This is a genomic window from Microbacterium sp. K35, assembly GCF_004794375.1.
In the GTDB taxonomy this organism is placed as follows: domain Bacteria; phylum Actinomycetota; class Actinomycetes; order Actinomycetales; family Microbacteriaceae; genus Microbacterium; species Microbacterium sufflavum.
Window position 1 is genome coordinate 1 of sequence record NZ_SSDM01000375.1, and the last position, 22,903, is coordinate 22,903.

General features: G+C 65.0%; 21 protein-coding genes and 2 pseudogenes. 12 read left to right on the top strand and 11 right to left on the bottom strand.

All coding sequences use genetic code 11. The features are described from left to right. A partial coding sequence (locus DW299_RS15665) for a hypothetical protein (RefSeq protein ID WP_136037119.1) occupies nucleotides 1-888 on the bottom strand: 888 nt, incomplete at its 3' end. A gap of 18 nt (nucleotides 889-906) precedes the next feature. Continuing rightward, nucleotides 907-1,218: a DUF7882 family protein gene (locus DW299_RS15670; protein WP_136031128.1), complete on the bottom strand. Its 312-nt coding sequence runs from the start codon at nucleotides 1,216-1,218 to the stop codon at nucleotides 907-909. Between the two features lie 120 nt (nucleotides 1,219-1,338). Between DW299_RS15670 and DW299_RS15675 the strand changes: the two genes are divergently transcribed. Next, entirely contained in the window at nucleotides 1,339-2,343 is a 1,005-nt protein-coding gene (locus DW299_RS15675) for a hypothetical protein (protein WP_240745426.1), read from the top strand. A gap of 363 nt (nucleotides 2,344-2,706) precedes the next feature. Then, nucleotides 2,707-5,778, top strand: a complete 3,072-nt coding sequence (locus tag DW299_RS15680; protein ID WP_136037120.1) for a hypothetical protein — start codon at nucleotides 2,707-2,709, stop codon at nucleotides 5,776-5,778. A 92-nt stretch (nucleotides 5,779-5,870) separates the two neighbouring features. Here DW299_RS15680 and DW299_RS15685 read toward each other — a convergent pair whose 3' ends face one another. After that, nucleotides 5,871-6,473 carry a hypothetical protein gene (locus tag DW299_RS15685; protein WP_136037121.1) on the bottom strand — a complete coding sequence of 201 codons (603 nt, stop codon included), beginning with the start codon at nucleotides 6,471-6,473 and terminating at the stop codon, nucleotides 5,871-5,873. A gap of 78 nt (nucleotides 6,474-6,551) precedes the next feature. On the opposite strand from DW299_RS15685, the gene DW299_RS15690 reads away from it, so the two are divergent. Continuing rightward, nucleotides 6,552-6,869 carry a hypothetical protein gene (locus tag DW299_RS15690; protein WP_240745427.1) on the top strand — a complete coding sequence of 106 codons (318 nt, stop codon included), beginning with the start codon at nucleotides 6,552-6,554 and terminating at the stop codon, nucleotides 6,867-6,869. 9 nt (nucleotides 6,870-6,878) lie between these two features. On the opposite strand, the gene DW299_RS15695 is transcribed toward DW299_RS15690, so the two are convergent. Then, on the bottom strand, nucleotides 6,879-7,139 hold the full coding sequence (locus tag DW299_RS15695; protein ID WP_136037122.1) for a hypothetical protein: 261 nt from the start codon (nucleotides 7,137-7,139) through the stop codon (nucleotides 6,879-6,881). A gap of 222 nt (nucleotides 7,140-7,361) precedes the next feature. Then, the gene (locus DW299_RS15705; RefSeq protein ID WP_136037123.1) at nucleotides 7,362-8,942 is read right to left on the bottom strand and encodes an exonuclease domain-containing protein; all 1,581 of its coding nucleotides are present in this window, start codon (nucleotides 8,940-8,942) and stop codon (nucleotides 7,362-7,364) included. 292 nt (nucleotides 8,943-9,234) lie between these two features. Between DW299_RS15705 and DW299_RS15710 the strand changes: the two genes are divergently transcribed. The 3 genes and pseudogenes from DW299_RS15710 to DW299_RS19715 form a co-directional block, all read left to right on the top strand. Then, on the top strand, nucleotides 9,235-9,585 hold the full coding sequence (locus DW299_RS15710) for a hypothetical protein (protein WP_136037124.1): 351 nt from the start codon (nucleotides 9,235-9,237) through the stop codon (nucleotides 9,583-9,585). Between the two features lie 68 nt (nucleotides 9,586-9,653). Beyond that, nucleotides 9,654-10,463, top strand: coding sequence for a hypothetical protein (locus DW299_RS15715; RefSeq protein WP_136037125.1), 810 nt, complete (start codon nucleotides 9,654-9,656; stop codon nucleotides 10,461-10,463). Nucleotides 10,464-10,533: 70 nt separating this feature from the next. Then, nucleotides 10,534-10,965: pseudogene (locus DW299_RS19715) on the top strand (ImmA/IrrE family metallo-endopeptidase); the annotation flags it as partial. Between the two features lie 105 nt (nucleotides 10,966-11,070). Here DW299_RS19715 and DW299_RS19545 read toward each other — a convergent pair. Together DW299_RS19545 and DW299_RS15725 are read right to left on the bottom strand one after the other, a co-directional pair. Further along, a complete protein-coding gene (locus DW299_RS19545) occupies nucleotides 11,071-12,204 on the bottom strand; it encodes a hypothetical protein (protein ID WP_240745428.1) in 1,134 nt (377 codons plus the stop codon). Nucleotides 12,205-12,213: 9 nt separating this feature from the next. Continuing rightward, nucleotides 12,214-12,462 (bottom strand): DUF3892 domain-containing protein, encoded by a 249-nt coding sequence (locus DW299_RS15725; RefSeq protein ID WP_136037127.1) that lies wholly within the window; start codon nucleotides 12,460-12,462, stop codon nucleotides 12,214-12,216. Nucleotides 12,463-12,619: 157 nt separating this feature from the next. Here DW299_RS15725 and DW299_RS15730 point away from each other — a divergent pair, with 157 nt between their 5' ends. The 4 genes from DW299_RS15730 (at nucleotide 12,620) to DW299_RS15740 (ending at nucleotide 16,886) form a co-directional block, all read left to right on the top strand. Further along, nucleotides 12,620-13,873, top strand: a complete 1,254-nt coding sequence (locus DW299_RS15730) for a hypothetical protein (protein WP_136037128.1) — start codon at nucleotides 12,620-12,622, stop codon at nucleotides 13,871-13,873. Between the two features lie 105 nt (nucleotides 13,874-13,978). Further along, nucleotides 13,979-14,737: a GIY-YIG nuclease family protein gene (locus DW299_RS15735; protein WP_136037129.1), complete on the top strand. Its 759-nt coding sequence runs from the start codon at nucleotides 13,979-13,981 to the stop codon at nucleotides 14,735-14,737. 33 nt (nucleotides 14,738-14,770) lie between these two features. Beyond that, entirely contained in the window at nucleotides 14,771-15,382 is a 612-nt protein-coding gene (locus DW299_RS19260; protein WP_168443162.1) for a hypothetical protein, read from the top strand. After that, entirely contained in the window at nucleotides 15,351-16,886 is a 1,536-nt protein-coding gene (locus tag DW299_RS15740; protein ID WP_168443163.1) for a restriction endonuclease, read from the top strand. Before DW299_RS19260 ends, DW299_RS15740 begins: the two co-directional genes overlap by 32 nt. A 424-nt stretch (nucleotides 16,887-17,310) precedes the next feature. Here the strand turns inward: DW299_RS15740 and nrdF are convergent, their stop codons facing one another. The 4 genes from nrdF to nrdH are packed head-to-tail and all read right to left on the bottom strand — an operon-like array spanning nucleotide 17,311 to nucleotide 21,138. After that, nucleotides 17,311-18,291, bottom strand: coding sequence for a class 1b ribonucleoside-diphosphate reductase subunit beta (nrdF, locus tag DW299_RS15745; protein WP_136037131.1), 981 nt, complete (start codon nucleotides 18,289-18,291; stop codon nucleotides 17,311-17,313). A gap of 31 nt (nucleotides 18,292-18,322) precedes the next feature. After that, nucleotides 18,323-20,467 carry a class 1b ribonucleoside-diphosphate reductase subunit alpha gene (nrdE, locus tag DW299_RS15750; protein ID WP_136037132.1) on the bottom strand — a complete coding sequence of 715 codons (2,145 nt, stop codon included), beginning with the start codon at nucleotides 20,465-20,467 and terminating at the stop codon, nucleotides 18,323-18,325. Then, nucleotides 20,464-20,898: a class Ib ribonucleoside-diphosphate reductase assembly flavoprotein NrdI gene (nrdI, locus tag DW299_RS15755; protein ID WP_136031133.1), complete on the bottom strand. Its 435-nt coding sequence runs from the start codon at nucleotides 20,896-20,898 to the stop codon at nucleotides 20,464-20,466. The genes nrdE and nrdI overlap by 4 nt, the downstream gene beginning before the upstream one ends. Before the next feature lie 6 nt (nucleotides 20,899-20,904). Then, on the bottom strand, nucleotides 20,905-21,138 hold the full coding sequence (gene nrdH / locus DW299_RS15760; protein WP_017202656.1) for a glutaredoxin-like protein NrdH: 234 nt from the start codon (nucleotides 21,136-21,138) through the stop codon (nucleotides 20,905-20,907). Between the two features lie 423 nt (nucleotides 21,139-21,561). Here nrdH and DW299_RS15765 point away from each other — a divergent pair, with 423 nt between their 5' ends. Together DW299_RS15765 and DW299_RS15770 are read left to right on the top strand one after the other, a co-directional pair. After that, nucleotides 21,562-22,725: an MFS transporter gene (locus DW299_RS15765; RefSeq protein ID WP_136031136.1), complete on the top strand. Its 1,164-nt coding sequence runs from the start codon at nucleotides 21,562-21,564 to the stop codon at nucleotides 22,723-22,725. After that, nucleotides 22,722-22,903 (top strand): annotated as a pseudogene (locus DW299_RS15770) (sugar kinase); the annotation flags it as partial. The gene DW299_RS15765 and the pseudogene DW299_RS15770, both read left to right, overlap by 4 nt.

Consider the following 22,903-nt stretch of genomic DNA (forward strand, 5'->3'; position numbering starts at 1 on the left):
CCGCAGGGCGAGCGACTCGGTCTGCGGGGGTCGCGTGGCGGCGCCCTGGCGGGCGAGCGCGCCGAGCAGCGGCGCGGGTACGTCGTCCGAGGACAGCCAGCGCGCGGCGACGACGGCCGCGCGCACGAGATCCTCGTTCGACGGCGTGAAGAGATGGCCGTCCGCGGCCACCCCGGTCTCGGCCGCGGCGCGTATCCACTCGCGCACCAAACGGCGGCCGGCGTCGGACTGCACGTGCTGCCGCGCCTGGCGCTGCCAGGTCTGGGACGGCGCCTTGTGTCCGAGCGCGGCCAGGTGCCGCACGATCGGTTCGATGTCATCCACGGGCAGCGCGCGGGCGAGTCGTCGTGCCCGCTCGGCCCACTCGTCTCCGTCGTCGACCACCGTGAGGTCGAGGACTCCCGACGGCAGGAACGACGCCCGCAGGCGGCGCGCGACCTTGAGATCCTTGTCGACGCCGTAGCGCGAGGCGAACCGTCCGGACATCAGCCCGTCGAGGTGCTGCACGCTGGCCTCGAGCGCCTCATACAGCTCGGCATCCCGATGCCCGGCGTCCATCGCCGTCTCGGCGCCGCGCAGCGCCGGGGCGCACACATAGCTCATGGCATCGATGGCGAGCGCGGCGCGCAGGGCGAACGCCGCGGTCTCCGCGTCCCAGGGCAGCTTCTTGCGCGGGAGGGAGCGGATGAGATCGTCTTCGGCCGATCGATGCCGCCACCCGTTCACGAGCTGCGGGCTGACGTCCATGATCAGCAGCAGTGCGACGAGCTGGAGGCGCGGTGTCGACGCTCTCCCGGCGAAGGCCTCCGCCCAGTCGGTGTCCGACGACACGGGACGACCGAGGGCCTCCCCCAGCTCACGGCGCAGTGCCTCGCGGGTCAGTGCCACGCCGGCACCGCCGAGCGCTTACTCGGCGGGACCATCGATGACTTCGTCGACCAGGCTGATACCTCCGGACGAGCTCGCCTCGACCATCAGCGCCTGGATCCACTTCACGTTGAGCTGCGGGGTCTCCGGCTCCTCGAACGTGAACCGGAGCGGGATGGACGGGTGCAGCCAGATGGTCGAGCGACCGGGGGTGTCGCCCTCGGGGTGACGCCAGGAGAGCGTGAAGCTCTCGTTGCGGCGGAGCTTGGTCGCGATCGCGACCTTGAGGTGTGCGAGGGCGCGGTCCTCGATCTGGATCTCGCTGCCGCTCCCGTACTGCATGGTTCCCATGCCACGACTGTAGCGGGCGACTCTCCCGCATGCGAAGGCCGTGCTGCGCTCGCGGGAGGAGGACTCGTCCGGGGCTGTCAAGGCCCTGGGGCCGGCGCGGTGCGGGTGTAGGTTCCGCGCATGGAGACGATCAGAGTGGGTCTCGTCGCGGATCCGGCGTCGCCCACCGCCGTTGCGCGCCGGATGACCGGCCTCACTCCACCGCTCGCCGCCGAGGCCGACGGATGGATCGTCGAGCTCGTCAGCGAGCCGTTCACCCTCGGGTCGGAGGATGTCGACGTCGCTCTGGAGCGACTCCGCTCGCACGCCGATCAGCACGGGTGGGACCTCGTCATCGGCGTCACCGAGCTTCCGCTCCGCGACGACGACGGCCGCTATCTCCTGGCAGCGGTCCACCCTCGACGGCGCTCCGCCGTCCTGTCGCTTCCCGCACTGGGAGGGTTCTGGGTGCAGCGCCGCGCACGACACGCGGTTCGGGGCCTCGTGGACGGGATGGCTGAACCCGTCTCGCCGGAAGAGCAGCGCCTGCCGCTCCCCCGGCTCAGCGCCCGGGGGCGTGTGCTCCTGGGCATGGTGCTGGCCAACCGCCCGTGGCGGCTCGCCGCGGGTCTCAAATCGGCGCTCGTCGCCGCCCTCGCCACCGGCGCGGTGGCGACCATCGAGCCGACCGTGTGGTCTCTCGCCCTCTCGCTGTCGCCCTGGCGCCTGGTGGCGGCGACGGTGGCCTCGATCGCGATCATCATCGCCTGGATCGTGATCGACGGCAGGCTGTGGGACCGACCCGACGACGACTCGCCCGCGGCGCGGGAGCGATCCCATCTCTACAACACCTCGACGCTGCTGACCCTCACCGTCGGGATCGTCATCTGCTATCTGACGCTCTACGTCGTGAACCTGGCGTGGGCGCTGTTCGTCCTCGACCCCGCGGTCATGAGTGAAGACCTCGGGCGGTCCGTCGAGTTCGGCGATCTGTTCGTGCTCACCTGGTTCGTCGCGTCGGCGGCGACTGTCGGCGGGGCGTTGGGCACCGGCCTGGAGTCCGACGAGGCGATCCGGGCCGCCACGTACTCCAAGCGCGAGGAGGAGCGCCGCGCCCGGTTGGCCGACGAGCGCGACGCCCGGTGACGACTGCCGGGTGCACGTCCACGCGGAAGGGCCCCGCCACCTGCTCATGGTGAGCGGGTCGCGGGGCCTATCGATCGTCGACGTCGGCCGGGGGTGTGCGGCGTCGACCAACCTGGCGCAGATCTGTCGCAGTTGGCTCAAGTCCCGCCTGAAGTCACCCCCTCGGGCGACGACGCTGTTGCGTCGTAGAAGTTGGCACAGTCTTGGAGCCCCGGAATTCCGGGTTTTCTGATGGACGCGTCTCCGAGGATGTTGTCGTGGAGCACGTCGACTGCTATCGCGAGTGCTCGACGACGAGGCAGCGAGGATTCGACCAGCATCGCCCCAGAGCGCCGTCGAGGCAAATGGCGACAAGATGGATGCATGAGCGACAAGACCCTCGAGGCAGAGGCATTCATCAACTACCGCCTCCATGGCCTCTCCGAGCGGAACGAACATCACGAGTTCGAGAAGATCGCCACCCGCATCGCCCGGAAGCGCCTCAGCGCGAACATCCTCATAGCCAACGGCCCGGTGAGCGCTGGTGGCGACCAGCAGCGCGACGCCGAGTCCTACACGACTCGCATTCCGGACGAATTGCCGCATTCCGCTGGCTTCGCGGCTGCGGCTTCAACCTCGCCCATCGTTGTTGCGTGCACAGTTCAGAGCACAGGTCTGAAAGCCAAAGTGCTCGCAGATCTTGCAGGAATCTGTGCGCTGGACGCCGCCCCGGTGGAAGTTGTCGCCGTATACAGCGCGATCTCCATACCCGAGGCGACAGTTCACGACCTGCAGAAGACTGCCCGGGAAACATACTCGGTCACTCTCGATATTTACAGCGGTGAGAAGATCTCGACGATTCTCGCCGAGCCTGACCTCATCTGGGTCGCTCAGGCCTACCTTCAGCTTCCAGCGTCGATGGTGCCCGAACCTGACACCTCCACGGTGCCAGCCGAGTATGCCCAGCTACTGTCAGACCTCCGCCGAAATCGCGGGCCGGCCGCGCTGACTCCTGCCACCCAAGGAGAGATCGCCCTCGGCATGAGATACGCGACATGGGACGAACATGCGAACTCTGACCTTCCGGAATGGATCGACTTCATGGGTGCGTTCCTTGCCGTTGAACATGACGACGAGCTGGTGTTCCGCGCCTGTTACGAGATCGCCATCTCGCGCTTCCGGGGAATGGGAATCGCCGAAGGGAGCGAAGACCTCATCCGCCGCGCCCTGGAGATCGCGCATGCGAGTGACCGTCCGCATGTCTTCGACGACGCAACCGTTCTTCTCGCGTACTGGGGCGGCATGTGGTCGTCCGGCGTCGCGACTGCTAACGCCATGGAGATCGACACCGCCCGAAGTCGATTCGTCGCTCACGTCTCCGAGATGCTGCAGGCCACAGATCCGGCCGAGTTCCCGATTCGAGCGGCATCGTTGAATAGCGTTCTCGCATTCGCGAAGCTTCAGCCGAATTGGGTCAGGGCTGAGGAGCTGTATGGGACACCGGAGCGCCGCCGATTCGACCCGACCGTAGGTAGACAGTTCGACGAGACCGACCTTGACGGCGCGTTCGACGATGAGGATGACGTCCTTGACATCTCCGGCGCGATGGAGCACCTGAGCGCAGTCACTGATCTGCTACCGCGCGCACGCGGATTTTCCGCCCGAAGTATCAGCGACACTTTCCAGCTCTTCGCCCCGGCGCTGTCATCGCAACCGCGATACTCCGACGTGCGAGATGCCTTTGATACGGCCATTGGAGCCGTCGACGGGGATGCCGCAATCGCGGATCGCGCGCACCAGCGCGCATTCCGTCTGTACGAGTCAGGAAAGCTCCTCGCTGCCCTCGGAGAATTTCACACGGCGAAGGCCTTGCGCCTCCACGGCGACCTTCACGCAGATGAGGTCGTCACGTTGCGCTACATCGGTCAGATCTATCTTGAGCTCGGGCTCCCGTACGCGGCCAAGATGCATTTCGCTCACGCCGCGGCGTTAGCCGAAGGCAACTCAGATGATGACGTACGCGCACACGCGCCACGCGCGCTGTTCCAGGCATCCGACGCCGCGCATTTCGCGGGATGCTGGGCGGACGCGTCCGCGTGGGGTAGGCAGGCAGTGTTCGTTCACAACGCGCTCGCCAATCGCCCGACCGATCTTGCCGAGCATCCCGAGCTAGAAAATCATCTACAAAACGAAGTGCGGCAGCTGAGCGCGACTCGTCAGTACTGGCCCGATCTCGAGCATCTGCTCACGCTAACTCATGCCGGCTCAGGAGTTCACCGTTCGATTACTCCGCTGCTGCCAGCGCCGGAGACAGTTCTCCCCACCGAAGACTCATTCCAAGTTCTGGCGAGTGAGCAGTACGCCGGCCCAGTCTTCGCCGACCTCGGTACAGAGCGCATTGCCGATTGGGAAGCGCTCGGTACGCGGTGGAGCTTCTCGTTCGAGAACAGCCGAGACACCGTGCTTCTCGCTGAAACCTTCCTCGCCGCGTTCCAGGTTTTCCTAGCCGACATCGCGTCCCACGATCCCGTCATCACCTGCTCCGCCATCGACGCCTCCATCCGCGTTGATCCCGGCGCCAAGGAGGCCGCGTCCATTGCCATCGGACCCGTGACCGACAACGTGATCTCTGTGTCCATCACTATGGCGAACGAAGTTGCCGACGTGAACGCCCTCGCTCAAGGTCTCGTCGCCACCGCGATTGAATTGTTCAGCGTCGTGCACGCACGGTCGCACGCCGACCTCGAGCAGATACTAGGGCGAATGATGCGTGCGGGTCTCCCCCACAAGATCCTCGCGATCCGTCCATACCGAGACTCGGCCGATCTCCCTCGCGAGGATCACTACGAGCGATGTGCTGCAGCAACCCGACCCTCATCGTCCGCCTCGTTCGAGCCGGTGTCCCGCGACCACCTCGCCGCTTCCGAGACGCTGGGAACCGGATACGACGAGCACGAGGCGGCGAAAGCAATCCGGCTCACTTACGAGGCGGCGGAAACGTGGCGGTACTCTCTCGAGGTTCTGTTGTCTCGCACGACAGTGCAAACCACCATTGAGAACCTTCGAGCGGACGCATGGAGGGACTGGCACATCCTCGGCGTGTTGATGACGATGGGTTTGAGGTGGCGGATGGAGGTGCTTGGCCTTGATGTGGAGACTGTCCATCCACAAGCGCATCCGGACCTCGCCACACGCCGGGAAACAGAGTCCGACCCCCGAATGCCGGACGACGTGCCGCTCGATAATTTGGAACTGGATCTTTTCGGTCAGGTTCTACGCATCGCGCAACGATGGGGATTGGGTTACCGCTCGCCCGACGCGGACGGTGGTGCACTGCGCGAGCTCATGATCCGTAGATACAGATTCGGAACCGACGACATTCCTCACGTTGATATTCTGCGAGGCCTCGACGAGGACGGGCGACTGCAGAATTTGGTAGAAACGTCAATTCCCTAGCCAACTCCGACTCGTCTCGAGACGATCCATCTAACACCTTCTTGGGGCCCGTCAGGGTCGGCTCCTTTGCCGACAATCTGCTCACCGTGACGTTACACACCAGGCAAGAACGGTCGATAGTCAGGACGGTCACCGTCGGTGTACTGGGGCGCGAAGCGGGCATACACATCGTCCTCGGATCGCTTGAAGTCGACGCCTGTGGCGTTGCCCTCCAACCATGCGACGACCAGATACTCCCCCAGGCGCAACTGTTCCCGCAGTCGCTCCAGCTCCGGGGCCTTCCGCATTCCGGCAAGGAGCGACTCATGCATGTGGAACGCCCACCCGTTCATCGCGCGGCCGGCGGTGCGGCCGCGCTCGATGGACGCCGCCAACTGCGTGTTCACCCAGATCTCGCGCGCTTCGCTCGGAAGCATCAGCGGCTCGCTGATGTCCTCCGGACCCGCCGGAGCCTGACCGGTCTCATGGAGGTAGTCTTCGTTCTCCGCTTGGTCTTGGGCACGTCGCGCCGCGATACCCGCTGACCCCAGGGCCGCGAGGATGTTCTGCCCGTACCGTTCACGTCGAATCCGGCGAGCCTCGCCGGAAGAGACGACGCGAGCGACGACTCCACCGGTGACAGCACCAGCGAGGGCCGATCCAACCGGCACCACCCACGGTCGAAGCATCTCGTCGAGCATCATCCACGCGTCCATACGGTGACCATAACCGGGTTGGCTGCCGTGTCCGAACCTTGCCCTACGCTGAACCTGCTCGGCCGGAGGAAGGATCCCGTGGGCTCCAGCAAGAGACTCGCGTCACTGTATGACATGCAGGCGCAGCACCGCTCGATTCTTCAGGCCGCGAAGGCGGGACCTCTACAGTCGCTCACCGACCGCGAGCTGAACCTTCGACAACAACCGGTCACCATCTATCCGCGGCCGTACACGAAGGTGCGCGCGTGGGTGCGATTCGGGCCGGAACCGATCCGCGTGGACGCAGTGCTTCTTCGTTCCACCCCAACAGCCGCCGGAATCGGGTTCAGAGCCGAGGGACAATCGTTTCGCTGTTGGGTGTGGGGCAACGCCGTCTCTCCTCTCGACGATACGTGATCTGTCGCCTTACGCATACCGCACCGTGTGCGCCGGCGTCCCATCCCATCGCGTTGCTCGTTCCCAGCTCTCCACATCCACCACCCACTCCCCCGACTCGATGCGGGGGCGACGGCGCTGCTCCTCGTCACGGAACGCATCGGGCACGGCCTCGACGATGGCGTCCATGGGGCCGACGATCTCGACGATGCGAGCATCGACGCGTCGGACGACGACTGTCTTCGGGGAGATGCGGATCACCTGGTAGAAGTCGACGGTCGACTGTTGCACGCCCCATAAGGAGATCATCGTCGCACTCCGCTTCGGCTGGGCGGCGTCAGCGGTCAGCTTCCTGCGTCGGCACATCCGAGTCATCAACATTATCGGCGGAGTGCTGCTCATCAGCCTGGGCGCGCTCATGCTCACGGGGCTGTGGACGACCATCATGTCGAGGCTGACCTCGGTGATGGGCACGGTCATCCTGCCGCTGTAGCGTGCAGAGATCGAGCACCCTCACACACCGGTCAACGATGTCGCTTCCTCGTACGCGGCCTTCAGCTCCGCGGACAATCTGCCTCGGACACCGACCGCATAGCCGTTAGCGATCCCCCACGCGCGTATCTCCCCCGGCGACGTCCCCGGGACGGCCGTCCCCGGGACCTTGCGCTGCGTAGCCGGCGCTCTCGGTGCGACCTTCGGGGCGGCAGCGAGGGCGGGCTGCAGGTGCTTCAACAGGGCAGCGTACGTCTCAGGGTCGACGATCCGTGTTCCCAGCTCGTGTGCACGCTCGAGTTTCCCGCCGGCGAACGACCCGTCGGTGACCAGCATCGCCGTCAGCCCTGAGACTGAGCCGAGAACGCGCACCCCCAGCTCTCGGGAACGATCTTCGAGGCGCGCCCGCTGCCGGTCTTTCCCCACGAAGCCGGTGAACACGACCTTGTCCCCCACACGCAGCGGGTCACCGTGCACCCACGTGCTCGGCAGCGGCCGCAGGCCTGCGCTCAGACGCGCGGCGCGGGCAGCATCAGCTTCGGCGATGAGTCCCGGCACCATCTTTGCGGGCAGACGCAACGCCGAAGCGATGGCCTCAAGCTGCGCGCGCTCATCACCGGAGACATGCCCGTCATCGAGCGCGTTATGGGCGAGCGCAAGGAGGAGCGCGGTGTGCGCCGCCGTGATGTCAGCCGCGCTGAGATCGTACGCCTCGACGAGGTCTTGGAGCGCGGCCGCCTCAGCGTCGGTGATGACGCCGTCCTCAAGGGCATCGAGGACCGTCTCGACATAGGTGAGCGACCCGACCGGAGCGCCCTCGTCCAGCACTTCCGCGAGGCTCAGTTTCGTGAGCTGCGCGATGAGCGCCGGTCGCTGCGGCGCGGTGGTGGGCCGTCGAGTGCGGCGGCGAGTCGCCGGCTCGTCCGGCAAGAACGTGAGCGGCGGACGGCTGGGGCCTGTCGGCCAGACGACGGTGCGCGCCTCGTTCGGAACGGACACAAGCGCGGGGTGCGGCGACACTCGTCCCTGGGCCTGGAGGTAATGGCGCAGGAGTCCGGCTGTCGCGCGAGCGTCCCCGAGTGCGGAGTGCGCGTCGTTCAGAGGTACTTGGGCGCTCCAGCAGCAGTCAATCAGACGACGTCGGTCAAGGTTCGGGAGATAGTGGTGGCTGCCGTCGAGCGTGCAATACGCAGGGAGCCACGGGACGTCCCACCCTGCGCGTCGGAACTCCGCACGGAGGAACCCGAGGTCGAAGCGCGCGTTGTGGGCGGCGATAGGAAGACCGGAGATGTAGGGGACGATGGAGGTTGCAACGTCGCGGAACAGGGGCGCGTGGGCGACGTCGGCGTCCGTGATGCCGTGGATGTGAGTAGCCCCGACGGGTCCCTCCGGGTTGAACCGCGTCGACCACTCATCGACGACCTGGCCGCGCTGATCTACACGCACCACCGCGAGTTCGAGCACGCGGTCCCTCTTGGGCGACAGCCCCGTGGTCTCCACATCGATGATGGCGAAGTACGGCGGCTGGGCCGGAGTTCGCACGGCCCGTGCCGTGTCCGTCTTCGTCGTACCGCCACCGAACAGCCTCTTGAGCCAGCTCATCCCCCACCCCTTCGTTCACGCCGATTCCACGGCGCACGAGACCATCATGCCGAACGCGAACGACATCCACCGCACCCTGCAGGCGTCGCTGACCCCCTCGTCGCAGGATGGAGCCGGAGGAAGGAGATCGCCACGCTTCTCTGCAGCGTGGCATCTTGCCGGTTCGCGCTTCGTTCAGGTGCGAACCCGCACAGCGTGTAACCGGGGTCGGCGACTACAGAAACCGAGACGGGCGCCGCGGCGCGAGTCGATGGCGCGAAGACGATGTCCGCGACGTCGATACGATACGACTATGCCTGACGAGAACCCGGAGTTCGCCGACATCTACGGCGTGGCGACTCACGTCGTCCCCGACGCCCACGACGCACCACGCCGAAACGTTGTCGTGCACCCGCGTTCTGATGTCGTCACCGTTCTCGGACGCACGTCGCAGCGCGGAGGGTTTGACGAGCAGCACTGCATGCTCAGCGAAGTGGACCTGTCCTGCCGTCTAGACCTGCCGGGCATGTTCGACGTGCGCCACAAGCACAGCATCTTCCGCGCACACTTCTCTCGGCCCAGCGACTGCGAGTTCTACGGTTCCCTCGGAACGGACGAAGCCGGACGGCTGCGGGAGTTCTATGACCGTGTCAGCGGTTTCTGACGAGACCGCGCATAGATCAAACGTCAGATAAGCTGGCAGACTTTGCTTTTCCACGAAAGGGCACAACTGTGCACGCGACCGGAACACCCGACTGGATCACCGAGCTGACCGCAGAACCTGCGGCGCTGGTGCCTGGTGATGCCTGGGCGCTGTCCTGGGACGGCGCTCATGAAGGCGTTGTCGTCATCGCTCAGGTGCACGACGACTTCGTGCTCGGCATCCCTCTGACGCACGGCGAGGCCAGCTCGACAGAGATTCCCGCAGTGCTCGGTGAGGTGGCGGTCACCCTCTGGCCGCAGGCGGAGACCGGCCTCGGGACCTTCCTCCTTCATCGCCGGTTGGGACGCGTGCTGGGCGACGCGCAGCTGCGGGAGATGCGCCGGTGGGCTGCGGGCCGTGGAGAGTTGGAGACGCTTGTCCCCGGCTCTGGCGCCGCCAACGTGGATGACCTCATGCGGCTCTTGCAGGACTACCAGCGCCGCTGCTTCATCGAATGGCCGTCGGAGACTGAGGTGACCATCGACGTCAACGCCACCGGCATGACACCCCGTCAGTTTCGCGACGCGACCGGCCTCGACACCGAACGGGTGGTGGATCTGTGGGACGGCCATCTCCTCACCGCTGAGGAACGCGAGCTGGTAGATGCCTCCTGGACGACCCACGCCTCCACTATCCCGACCCGAGAGCTGTCGTCGCCTGACGTGAAGCTGCTCGTCGTTGAACTCTGCGAAGCGGCGGGCACCTCCGAGCGTGAGGCACGCAACGCCGCACGGAGTGCGTACGCTCTCGCTGCCCGCACCGACAGCGTCTCGGAACGCGCATCGACACGCGCAGCAGACACACTCCGTCTCCTCATCCAAGACGCTCATGCTTCCTGAGGTTCGCACTGCCGCTGAATGGCTGCAGCCAGACAACATCGCCGCCGCAGCCGAGCACCTCCTCGAACACATGCAGTTCGACCAGCCACGGGAGGCTCTCGAGTCGGACGTGATCCGAGCGCTCCAAGACTCCGACCACATCGACTTCGAATGGAGCTCACAGGTCGACACCACCTGCGAGCTTCACGGCACCTACTCCAGCCCGCCCGCACGTATCAGAGTGTCCCGACAGCAGCCCACCGCTCGGGCGAACTTCACTGCAGCGCACGAGTTCGGACATCACCTGCAACGTCACGATGACGAGTGGGCTATGGACGTCATGGCTGTCCTTCGCCACAGCGACCCCGTCATGATGCGCCATGTCGAAGAAGCGGTCAGCAACCGCGTCGCAGTAAACCTACTCATGCCGGAGCGCATCGTCGAAGACGCGTGGACCGGCCAGCTGACCCCTGCGTTCATTCGCGCGCTCACACGCAACGGGCACGTGTCGCGACAGGCCGCAACCATCCGTGCCTCCGCATGGTCACAGGAGAGCGAACCGCACGCCGTCATCATCGTCGCTGACCCGCTCACGGGACTCGTGCTGTCATCTGAATCGCACGAGACCTCAAGCCTGACGCGCCCACCGAAGAACAGCGTGCAGCCCGACTTCCGTGCGCTCACCGCAGGCCCCGAAGGTACACGCGGGGCCACCGAAGGCTTCATCTACTCCACGAACTCCGCCCGCTCCGACATCACCTACGACTGGGGATGGGATGCGAGCGGTACGCACCTGCTGATTGTCGCGCGGCCCACCTACCGGTTCGGGACGGCGCAGTGGGATCGCGACGACATCGAGTGCCAGTCCGCGAGCTGTGACAGTTCGTTCTCTCGCAACGATGCGGTTCTCTGCCCGACGTGTATGCACCACGTCTGCCCTGACTGCGGGGCCTGCGCATGCGAGCGCCGGCGCGGGACGACGTGCGCGGACTGTGGGATGGAGATGTCGATCCGCGAGTCCCAGATCGGCACCACCCACGAAGAGTGCCCGTTCTGACTGGCCCCGAGCGAACTCGATGACCTCGTCAATCGTGTCCATGAACACCGTCATCTCGTCCGACGTGACGGTGACCGTCCCGTCGCCATAGCGGGCAGCTGCCCGCTCCGCCCTCAACCGTTGGAGGACGGCGGAGAAGCCCTGCGGGGTGTTGCCGAGATCCTCGTTCGCCTGCAACCACTCCCCCCGGGCTTGGTGAACTCGTGTCCGCTGAGCTTGGCTGAGCATCTGGACCTGGACGGTGAGCTCCGCGGCAGAGTACAGACTGTCAACCGCCGGCCCGATGGCTGTGCTGACCATCGTCCTAGACGTCAGCAGATAGTCACGGGCGAGATCGAGTAGCCGGTTCGCCTGGCCCTTGTTGTACCGGAAGTCGAAGGCCACCTGGGCTGCGTCGCCCAGCAGGTAGAACAGCGTCCAGCCGCTGTCCGGGCCGATGTTCGTCGGCCACACGTCCTCGAGACTGTCGATGTTCTCCGACGTCACCGGAGTGCCCGACGTGATACCGGAATCCTTCGAGGCACGAGCCGCGAGGACAACTTCCTCGTTGATCCGGACGATGGGGACCCCATGAGGGGGCAGCTCCACCAGAGCTGCGAAGACATCGCCACGCGACGCCCCGCGGCGTTGCAGCTCGGCGTCGACCCACAGGTCGAACATCTGGGTGATGATAGATGCGCCCAGGTCGTCCTCGCTACCGGTCATGACACCCTGCTAACAGTCAGGCAGGTTATCGAGGTTGTTCGGCGAGTAACCATCCGGAGCGGTCGTGAGGTAGGGGCGCCCATTGCGTGAACCGACGCGCACGTAGACGGTTCGCCCGCCGACCGAAACGAAGTAGGCGGTGCGGACCCGCTGGATGTTCGCGATGGCGGTGGTCTTCGAGTGACTCCACCCGGTGCCGCACAGCCCGGTGATGTCTCTGTCGTCGTCTTTCGCGCTCTTCGTCACCTGCAGAGACATGGAACCGCTCCTCACGTCATCGGAATAAAAGCCTGTCTTTGCAGTGTCCCATCCGCCGGTGCGGACGACGCGAACCCTGTCCTGATTCCTTTAGACGCTGCTGGCCGACGTCGATTCAGGCAATCTACGTGTCGGAGACCGGCGCTAGCCTGAGCGCATGTCTGACGGAATCACACTCTTCATCGAAACCGAGGACGGGGTGCGGCGCCGAACCATCCTGCCCGCCGTACCCCTACCTCCCGAGATGGAGCGAGGCATCGCAGCGGAGAATGCCATCCGCGCCGCCGCGGCCATCTGGGGCATGCCCGACTTCATCTTCGAGCCCGCCCACGAGACCAGCGGCAGCGGGGTGCGCGAGGTCGGCGACGGCATTCTCATCACGAGCGGAACCGCGGTGATGATTCAGTCGAAAAGCCGCGAGCAATCGGGAGACCTAGAAGAGCGAGAGTCGAACTGGCTCACGAAGAACATCACGAAGGGCCTGAAACAGGGCGCGGGCTCCATCCGGTTTCTGTCGACTCGGCCTGTTGCCATGCGCAACAGGCGAGGCCGAACAGTCACCATCGACGGCACGACCCTCACGTGGATTTCCCTCGTCCTCGTAGACCACGACAAGGTGCCGGACGGCTACATGCCGCCGGACACGCCCTCTAATGCGGTCGTGATGTTGAGACGAGATTGGGAATTCCTGTTCAACCAGCTTCGTTCCGCCCGCTCCGTCGTCAGCTACCTGCGGAGGGTCACCGGGGAGAACGTCGCCCTCGGTACCGAGCCCGTTCGGTACCACGAGCTGGCCCTCGCCGATCTTGACGTTGCGCCCCCATCGGCGCCGGAATGGGCCACCCAGGGCGCCACCGTATCCTCAGTCCCCCTCGCACCGCTCGACCCTGCGGGCACAGCCGCCACGTCCGCCCACTTCGTTCTCCGCACCATCCAAGAAGATGTCGCGTTGTGCAGCATCCCCGCGGAGGAAGAGCTGACGCGAATTGAGCTCCTCTCACGCCTGGACAGCATCCCGGTAGCTTCCAGGAGCGATCTCGGAGAGAGGCTGCAGGTCTACATGTCAGAGGCCAAGACCTGGTCACGGCGTTCCCTCATCACCTCAGCACGCATCTACCTTCCCATCGCCGGCGACGAATTCGACTCGCCCATCGTCTTCATGATTGCCTCGAGGTTGGACGAAATGGCCAAGATGGTCTTCCACGCCAGAGTCGAACTGCAGCATCACGATTTCTTTGCCATCGCCGATATGGCGAACGTGACCACTATCGGGGTGCTGCTGACTCCGGGGACCACGTCGGGTCGCGAGTGGGACACAACGTTCATCGCCGCACGCGGGGACCTTGGTCTGGATGGTGACTACGTCGATGCGATCCGGGAGCAGCTGACCAACACTCTTCGAACTCAATAGTGCGTCGGCTCGCGAGGCAAGGCCGTTCATCCCCGCCCGCACAGCGACGAGCCAGCCCCATTTCCTTTCGATGGGGGCGACGCAGCGTGTCGATAAGGTGGCGGCATGGGTGCCGTCTACATACTCCACAACTGCGCTTTCCCCCAGCTCGTCAAGATCGGGATGACGACGGGGTCGCCTGAAGCGCGGGCGAAGCAGTTGTACAGCACGGGGGTTCCGTCCCCATTCGTCGTCCTCTACGCCCAGTCGACGGAGAATCCGAGAAAACTCGAACGAGCCATTCACGCGGAGCTCGCGGAGTTTCGCGACACCCAGAACCGAGAGTTCTTCCGCACAGCTCCGCGCCGCGCGATTGATACGCTGCTGCGACTTGCCAGTGCGGAGGGTCCTGCCGCGACTACAACCGAGGTCGACGTGACTGAGCGGCTTCGGCGACGTTGGGGCGTGGTTCTCGCACCTGATCTTGTCTCCGCCGTCCTCAGGCGCACCCGATTCGGTATGACGGTTGTCGCGACGTTCCAACGGGCAGGTGAAGAAGTCACCACAAAGTCCGACCTGGAGATGGTGTGGGATGACAACGGCCCGATTTTCGGCCCTGATGCCGATATCGACACCGCAGCCTCGCTGCTTGAAGATATCGACGCCGTCACGCTCGTCTTGGTCACCGACCTCATCCATCCATCTATCGCCGACGCCATTCGCGATGCTCGGGATCACGGCGTGGACGTCGAAGAGATCGACGGAGCCCTCGACGTGGTCTTGTCGTTCGAGGACACCACGGCTCAGGCGGTCGTAGAGGAGATTGACGGGCTCGAACGGGCATCGTGGGAGGTCGCAAGCGGCTTCGCCAGTCACGGCCAGTGATCCGTCGTCCGCTGCCCCGAGTACCGTCGAAACATGCAACCTGAACCGGCGAATGCTCCACCGCCCGTGCCCGCCGTTCCGAGGGAGTACGTTCAGGCGGGGTGGGACTGGTTTAGCGACAGCGTGCACACTCTCGTCGAAGACCTTTACCCGGTGCTCCAAGGAGTCACCCGCCACACACTCGATGAGCTATCCGATCTCGCCGATGATTCCGCTCCTGAAGAGGAGTCAGCGGACTTCCGGCAGTTCTCCCATCAGCACGACATGCAGATATCGCTGGATACAGCGCTCACGTTCGACGTCGGAACCGCGCTTGGGCACGTCCTTGAGCTCGCCGAGAGTCTCGGCGACCAACAGACCAGGGACATGGTCGGGTTCATGTCGGATGTGGCCACGGCGAGCGGCAACGTACTGTCTCTGACGGACAGCAACCCTGCTGAGAACTTCATCACAGCCGTCCAGACGATGGAGATCGAGTTCGACGAAGACGGAAACCACAACCTCTCCCTCATCATCACTCCAGCGCTCCACGATCTGCTCCGGAAGAACCCTCCAACCGAAGAGCAGGGGCGACGCTTTGACGCCATCATCGCCGCGAAACGAGAGGAGCAGCGTGCTTCACGCAGCCGTCGGCGCCTTTCTTGACACGGTCACCGAGCGTGAGTTTGACCCGACGGTGCTCGCCGTTCTCACAGTTCAAGGCTTTCACGACATCCACTTCATTCACGGAACGTTTGAGTTCGGCAAGGACGTCATCGCGAAAAGACGGCACCCGGAGACAGGCGTCATCGAGCAGTATGCGATCCAGTCCAAGGCCGGCGACATCGGTCAGGGCGACTGGAGGGCCGTTCGCCCGCAGCTGGAGGAAGCCGGGTACAACACTCGTGCTCACCCTCACTTCGATGGCACCATCCCTCGCGTTGCTGTGCTCCTGACCACAGGCCGCCTGAAAGGCGCCGCCCCCACCGATGCTCAGGAGTACGCGGCAGCTATCCACCGCAGGAACGAGTGGCGTATCGAGTTCTGGGACAGAGAACACTTGGCCGCGTGGCTCGTGTCGAGCCCGGAGTTGGCTTTGGTCTCTCTCGATGAGCAAAGCGAACTGCAGCGCATGCTCACCGACATTCGCTCCGACGCCGTCGACGAACCTTCTCTCGAGCGATTCACTCGCCGTTGGATTGACGCTCCCAAGCCTGGAGTCGCGTCCCTCGAAGCCGCGATGCTCATCAACGCTTTCCAGGTGCGGAGCCGCCTGGATCTCGCCGCGATGTGCGCCCTGCAGCTTTTCCGTGGAGCGTGCGGCACCGAACAGTCCGAAACGACCGACCTGCAAGCCCGCTCCGCCAAGCGTCTTTTCCAGAGCATCGCGCTCGAGTTGCTGGAGGCGGTCGCGCCCCATCTGGACGATCCCGCCCACCTCGCGCTCGGAGACCCTGGTCCGACCGGCATGGTCCCTTACGCGGTCACACTCGTGCGCCTCACGGAGATTCTGGCGTTGGCCGCACTCTCGTCGGACTCTACGGCGATTCGAGGCGAGCTCGAACGTGTTGTCGGCGTACTCGCCACAGATCACCCTGGAGTTGCGCGCCCCATATCGGACCAGTTCGCCGTCTCCATCATTCCGACCGTCCTAGTCCTCCACCGACGCGATCCTGCGACGGCTGCCGCATATCTCCGCTCGGTAGCGAAGTGGCTGATGGACCGCACCGACCCGGCGTTCAACGGCCTGGGGCTCGGGACGATGGATGACAACCCGAGGTCGGTCGTCGAGCGACTCCTCGGAGGAGTGTTGGAGGCGACAACGCTCTCTCGCTCTCTGAGTAGTTATGTCCTCACGGTGCTGCTGGATATCTGCGTCGCCCTTGACGAACAAGATCTATACCGGGACGTTCTCTCCGACGCTCGAGCGCTCGGAATCACGCCGTGCACAACGAAGGTGCGTTCTGACGCCGCCGAGACATACCAGCGCGCCGGAGGTCCGGTCATTCCCGTGCCGCGTCTGGAATACCGCGAGGACGGCTCGAAGAGCCCTGACGCGTCGCGAGCGACCGAGCTGGACGCAGAGGCCGTGTTGCTTCTCACCGCGGCCTGTCGTAGCCGGCACGATCTCGCGGCAGTCGTCAGCCTCGCGCCGGCCGACGAGGACTGAACGACCTCGGTCGCGAGCGCGTGTCGTGAAGACGACTACCGCGTGTACAACCGCACCCCGAGGGATTCCTCTAACAGCACCATCGCTCGAAAGTGCGGCCAGGCCGATCCGTCAAGAACTCGACGGACGGTCCCTTCATCGATGCCCGCATCTGCGGCAACACGTCGGATGCTCTTCTCGCGCATGGCGGCGCGCAGATTGACGACGAACGTGCGTGCGGCCTCGCCGGCGGGGTCCGTAGACGGAACGTCCGGCCAAGACTTGGTGAGATCCTTGGGAGTGGGGTGCGGCTTGTTCGGCATCCGCCTCGCACCCCACTCTCAATGGTGTCCTACGCCAACTACCGAATCAGTGCCACGTCCTAAGACGTGTGCCAACTTCAACGTGTGGCGGCGCCGCAATGCGTGACGCCGCACAGGGGGACTCAGAAGTCCCAGTCGTCGTCTTCCGTGGCCTCGGCCTTGCCGATGACGTACGAGGAGCCCGACCCCGAGAAGAAGTCGTGGTTCTCGTCCGCGTTCGGGGAGAGCGCCGACAGGATCGCCGGGTTCACGTTGGTGACCGTCGAGGGGAACATCGCCTCGTAGCCCAGGTTCATCAGGGCCTTGTTGGCGTTGTAGTGCAGGAACTTCTTGACGTCCTCGGTGAGGCCGACACCGTCATAGAGGTCCTGCGTGTACTGCACCTCGTTGTCGTAGAGCTCGTAGAGCAGCGAGAACGTGTAGTCCTTCAGCTCGTCCTTGCGCGCCTGGTCGAGCGTCTCGAGCCCGCGCTGGAACTTGTAGCCGATGTAGTAGCCGTGCACGGCCTCGTCACGGATGATGAGGCGGATGAGGTCGGCGGTGTTGGTGAGCTTCGCTCGACTCGACCAGTGCATCGGCAGATAGAAGCCCGAGTAGAAGAGGAAGCTCTCCAGCAGGGTCGAGGCGACCTTGCGCTTGAGCGGGTCGTCGCCGCGGTAGTAGTCCGTGACGATCTGCGCCTTCTTCTGCAGGTTCGGGTTCTCCACCGACCAGCGGAACGCCTCGTCGATCTCCTTCGTCGAGCACAGCGTCGAGAAGATCGACGAGTAGCTCTTCGCGTGCACCGACTCCATGAACGCGATGTTCGTGTAGACGGCCTCCTCGTGCGGAGTGATCGCATCGGGGATGAGCGACACGGCGCCGACGGTGCCCTGGATGGTGTCGAGCAGCGTCAGGCCGGTGAACACCCGCATCGTGAGCGTCTGCTCCTCGGGAGTGAGCGTGTTCCACGACTGGATGTCGTTCGACAGCGGCACCTTCTCGGGCAGCCAGAAGTTGTTCACCAGGCGGTTCCAGACCTCGAGGTCCTTGTCGTCCTGGATGCGGTTCCAGTTGATCGCCTGCACGCTGTCGACCAGCTTGAGGGGTTCGTGCGGAGTCATTTCTCGTTGTTCCTTGGGGTACGGAGGCCGGTCAGAGCATGCAGGAGACGCACTCGGTCATGTCGGTGCCCTCGAGCGCCAGCTGACGCAGGCGGATGTAGTAGATCGTCTTGATGCCCTTGCGCCACGCGTAGATCTGCGCCTTGTTGATGTCGCGCGTGGTGGCGGTGTCCTTGAAGAACAGCGTCAGCGACAGGCCCTGGTCGACGTGCTGCGTGGCCGCGGCGTACGTGTCGATGACCTTCTCGTAGCCGATCTCGTACGCGTCCTGGTAGTACTCCAGGTTGTCGTTCGTCATGAACGCCGCCGGGTAGTACACGCGACCGAGCTTGCCCTCCTTGCGGATCTCGATCTTCGACGCGATCGGGTGGATCGACGACGTGGAGTTGTTGATGTAGGAGATCGAGCCCGTGGGCGGCACGGCCTGCAGGTTCTGGTTGTAGATACCGTGCTCCTGGATCGACGCCTTCAGCGCGGCCCAGTCCTCCTGCGTCGGGATGTGCTTGCCGGCGAAGAGCTCCTTCACCTTCTCGGTCTCGGGGACCCAGGCGCGCTCGATGTACTTGTCGAAGAACTCCCCCGACGCGTAGGTCGAGTCCGCGAACCCGTCGAACGTGGTTCCGCGCTCGATGGCGAGGTTGTTCGAGGCGCGCAGCGCGTGGAACAGCACCGTGTAGAAGTAGATGTTCGTGAAGTCGATGCCCTCCTCCGAACCGTAGAACACGTGCTCGCGGGCGAGGTACCCGTGCAGGTTCATCTGGCCGAGGCCGATCGCGTGGGAGCGGTCGTTGCCGTCTTCGATCGAGCGCACCGAGCCGATGTGGCTCTGGTCGCTGACCGCGGTGAGCGCGCGGATCGCGGTCTCGACCGTCTGGCCGAGGTCGTCGGCGTCCATCGACAGCGCGATGTTCATCGAGCCGAGGTTGCACGAGATGTCCTTGCCGATGCTGTCGTACGACAGGTCGTCGTTGTACGTGGTCGGCGTGTTCACCTGCAGGATCTCGCTGCACAGGTTGGACATGTTGATGCGCCCCTTGATGGGGTTGGCCTTGTTGACCGTGTCCTCGAACATGACGTACGGGTAGCCGGACTCGAACTGGATCTCGGCGACGGTCTGGAAGAACTCGCGGGCGTTGATCTTCGTCTTCTTGATGCGCGGGTCGTCGACCATCTCGCGGTACTTCTCGGTGACCGAGATGTCGCCGAACGGCACGCCGTAGACCTTCTCGACGTCGTACGGCGAGAACAGGTACATGTCCTCGTCGTTCTTGGCGAGCTCGAACGTGATGTCGGGCACGACCACGCCGAGCGACAGCGTCTTGATGCGGATCTTCTCGTCGGCGTTCTCGCGCTTGGTGTCGAGGAACCGCATGATGTCGGGGTGGTGCGCGTTGAGGTACACCGCGCCGGCGCCCTGACGCGCGCCGAGCTGGTTGGCGTAGCTGAAGCTGTCTTCGAGCAGCTTCATGACGGGGATGATGCCGGACGACTGGTTCTCGATCTGCTTGATCGGCGCACCGGCCTCGCGGATGTTCGACAGGAGCAGGGCGACGCCGCCGCCGCGCTTGGACAGCTGCAGCGCGGAGTTGATGCCGCGGGCGATCGACTCCATGTTGTCTTCGATGCGCAGCAGGAAGCAGCTGACGAGTTCGCCGCGCTGCGCCTTGCCCGCGTTGAGGAACGTGGGGGTGGCCGGCTGGAAGCGACCGGAGATGATCTCCTCGACCAGGTTGACCGCGAGCTTCTCGTCGCCGTCGGCCAGGGCGAGGGCCGTCATCACGACGCGGTCCTCGAAGCGCTCCAGGTAGCGCTTGCCGTCGAACGTCTTGAGCGTGTAGCTCGTGTAGTACTTGAACGCGCCGAGGAACGTCTCGAAGCGGAACTTCTTGGAGTAGGCCAGGTCGTTGAGCTTCTGCACGAAGTCGAACGAGTACTTCTCGATGACCGCGCCCTCGTAGTACTCCTTCTCCACGAGGTAGTCCAGGCGCTCACGGAGCGAGTGGAAGAAGACGGTGTTCTGGTTCACGTGCTGCAGGAAGTACTCCCGCGCGGCGCGCTTGTCGGCGTCGAACTGGATCTTGCCGTTCGCGTCGTACAGGTTGAGCATCGCGTTGAGGGCGTGATAGTCGAGCCCCTCGTATGCGGGGTTCACCTTGAAGGCCACCGTCTCGGTCACTGAAGTTCCCACCGTCGTTCCAATCCGTCGCTCACGCGATCCACGTCGTCCTGTGTGCCGAAGATCTCGAGCCGATACAAGTGAGGCACGTGGCACTTGCGGCTGATGATGTCGCCGGCGAGGCAGAACGCGTCGCCGAAGTTGGTGTTGCCCGCGGAGATCACTCCGCGGATGTGGCGCCGATTGCGCTCGTCGTTGAGGAACCGGATCACCTGTTTGGGCACCGCGCCCTTCTCGACGCCGCGCCCCGCACCCCCACCGTAGGTGGGGGTGACCAGCACGAAGGGCTCGTCAACGACGAGGTCTTCGTCCGTGCGATGAAGGGGGATGCGTCGGGCGGGGAACCCGAGTTTCTCGATGAAGCGCGCGGTGTTACCCGACACGCTCGAGAAGTAGACCAGGAGCGGCGCTGCGGTCGCGACGGCGCTCATGGCCGATCACGCCAGGCGGGAGGCGAGCTCGTCGATCTTGTCGGGACGGAAGCCCGACCAGTGGTCCTCGTCGGTGACGACGACCGGCGCCTGCATGTAGCCGAGCGCCTTGACCTGCTCCAGGGCCGTCGGGTCCTCCGACAGGTCGTGGATCTCGTACTCGATGCCCTTGGCGTCGAGGGCGCGGTAGGTGGCGTTGCACTGAACGCAGGAAGGCTTGGTGTAGACCGTGATCGACATCTGATTCCCCTCGAATCTCTGGTTTCTCCGGCAGGCCCCCGCCGGGATCTCAATACTACATATGGGTGCGGACATTCGGAGTGACCACAAGGGGTAGTAGTTACATCCGTGTAGTTTTTCCACCGCTCTCCACTGATACAACACAGGTTCTCCACCGTTTCTTCCACAGGCGGAGGTGCGCTCGCAGCCCTCCCGAACCGCGTGAAATCGCGGCTGGGAAGACGCTGGGAGAGATCCATCCACAGGGGGCACCGTACGCCGGGCCTCGGACATCCGAATGCCTGTGGAATTCGCTCTTCGGCGTGTCGCGGGCGTGTCGCGGCGTGTCGTCCCCGACGCCGTCTCCGCAGCCCCCTCGCGGGCCGGTACCGTTGTCGGGTGGCGGGCTATCGGGATCTCCTTCGCACGCCGGGAGTCGGGCGCATGATCGCCGCCCAGCTCACCGCGCGGTTCCCCAACGGGATGATGTCTTTGGCGATCCTGCTGCACGTCGAACAGCAGACCGGCTCCTACGGATCGGCCGGTCTCGTGCTCGCCGCGACCAGCGTCGGACAGGCCGTCGCCGGGCCGATCACCAGCCGCTGGATGGGCGCGTGGGGCATGCGTCGCGTGCTCACCCTCACCCTGACGGTGTGCGTGCTCGCCGTGCTCGGCCTGGCCGTCCTCCCGCTCTCGGTGCCGGGATACATGGCGCTCGGCATGGTCGCCGGGCTCTCCACCCCTCCCGTGCAGGCCGCTGTGCGCACGATCTACCCCAAGCTCGTCAACGCCGGTCAGCTCACCCCGCTCTTCTCGCTCGACGCCTCGCTGCAGGAGATCATCTGGGTGCTCGCCCCCGTCGTCATCACCCTTGTCTCCACCCAGATCGGCACGACCGAAGGGCTGCTGCTGGTCGCGATCGTGCTCGTGGGCGGCGGCGCGTGGTTCATCCTCTCCCCCGAGGTGGGGCGCGTGCGCATCCCGCGCAGCCGCAACGCTCTCGGCACGGTCGTGCTCAAGCCCCCCGTGCTGCTGGCCACCGTGATCGGCTTCCTCCTGATCGGCGCCTGCTCGGCCGTGGAGGTCGGCGTCGTCGCGACATTCGAGCACGGCAGCCTCGCGGCGGGCCTCATCCTCGCGGTGTTCTCGGCGGGCAGCCTGGCCGGAGGCCTCGCGTTCGGCCACATCCCGATCGGCCCGTGGGCCATGGCCCGACGGCTCCTCATCGTCACGGTCGGGCTCGCGCTCACCATGGTCATGCTCAACGTCTTCTGGCTCGGGGGCACCCTGATCCTGGCGGGCATCGGCATCGCCCCCGCGCTCGCGGTCCTGTTCGCCATCACGACCGCGAGCGTCAAGTTCAGCGAGACAGCGGAGGCCTTCGGCTGGGCGGGAACCGGGCAGCTGATCGGCGCCGCCGCGGGGTCCGCCGTCGCGGGCTTCCTCGTCGACGTCGGCGACTGGCGCGGCGCCTACCTCGCCGCCACGATCTTCGCCGGCGTCGGCCTCCTGGTCTCCATCGTCTTCGTCCGCGCCTTCCCCGACCTGCGTCACCGCGACGCGAGCCCGCATCCCGACACCGAACCCCTGGCGGTCACCCCCTCATGAGCCTCCCCGTCCCCTCCCCCGCGCCCGAGATCGTCTGCGTCGGCGAGTCGATGGCCCTGATCACCCCCACCGGCGCCCCCCTCGCGGACGCCGACACCGCGACCCTCACCCATGCCGGCGCGGAGGCCAACGTGGCGGTCGGCGTCGCGGCGGCCGGGCACCGCGCCGCCTGGGCCTC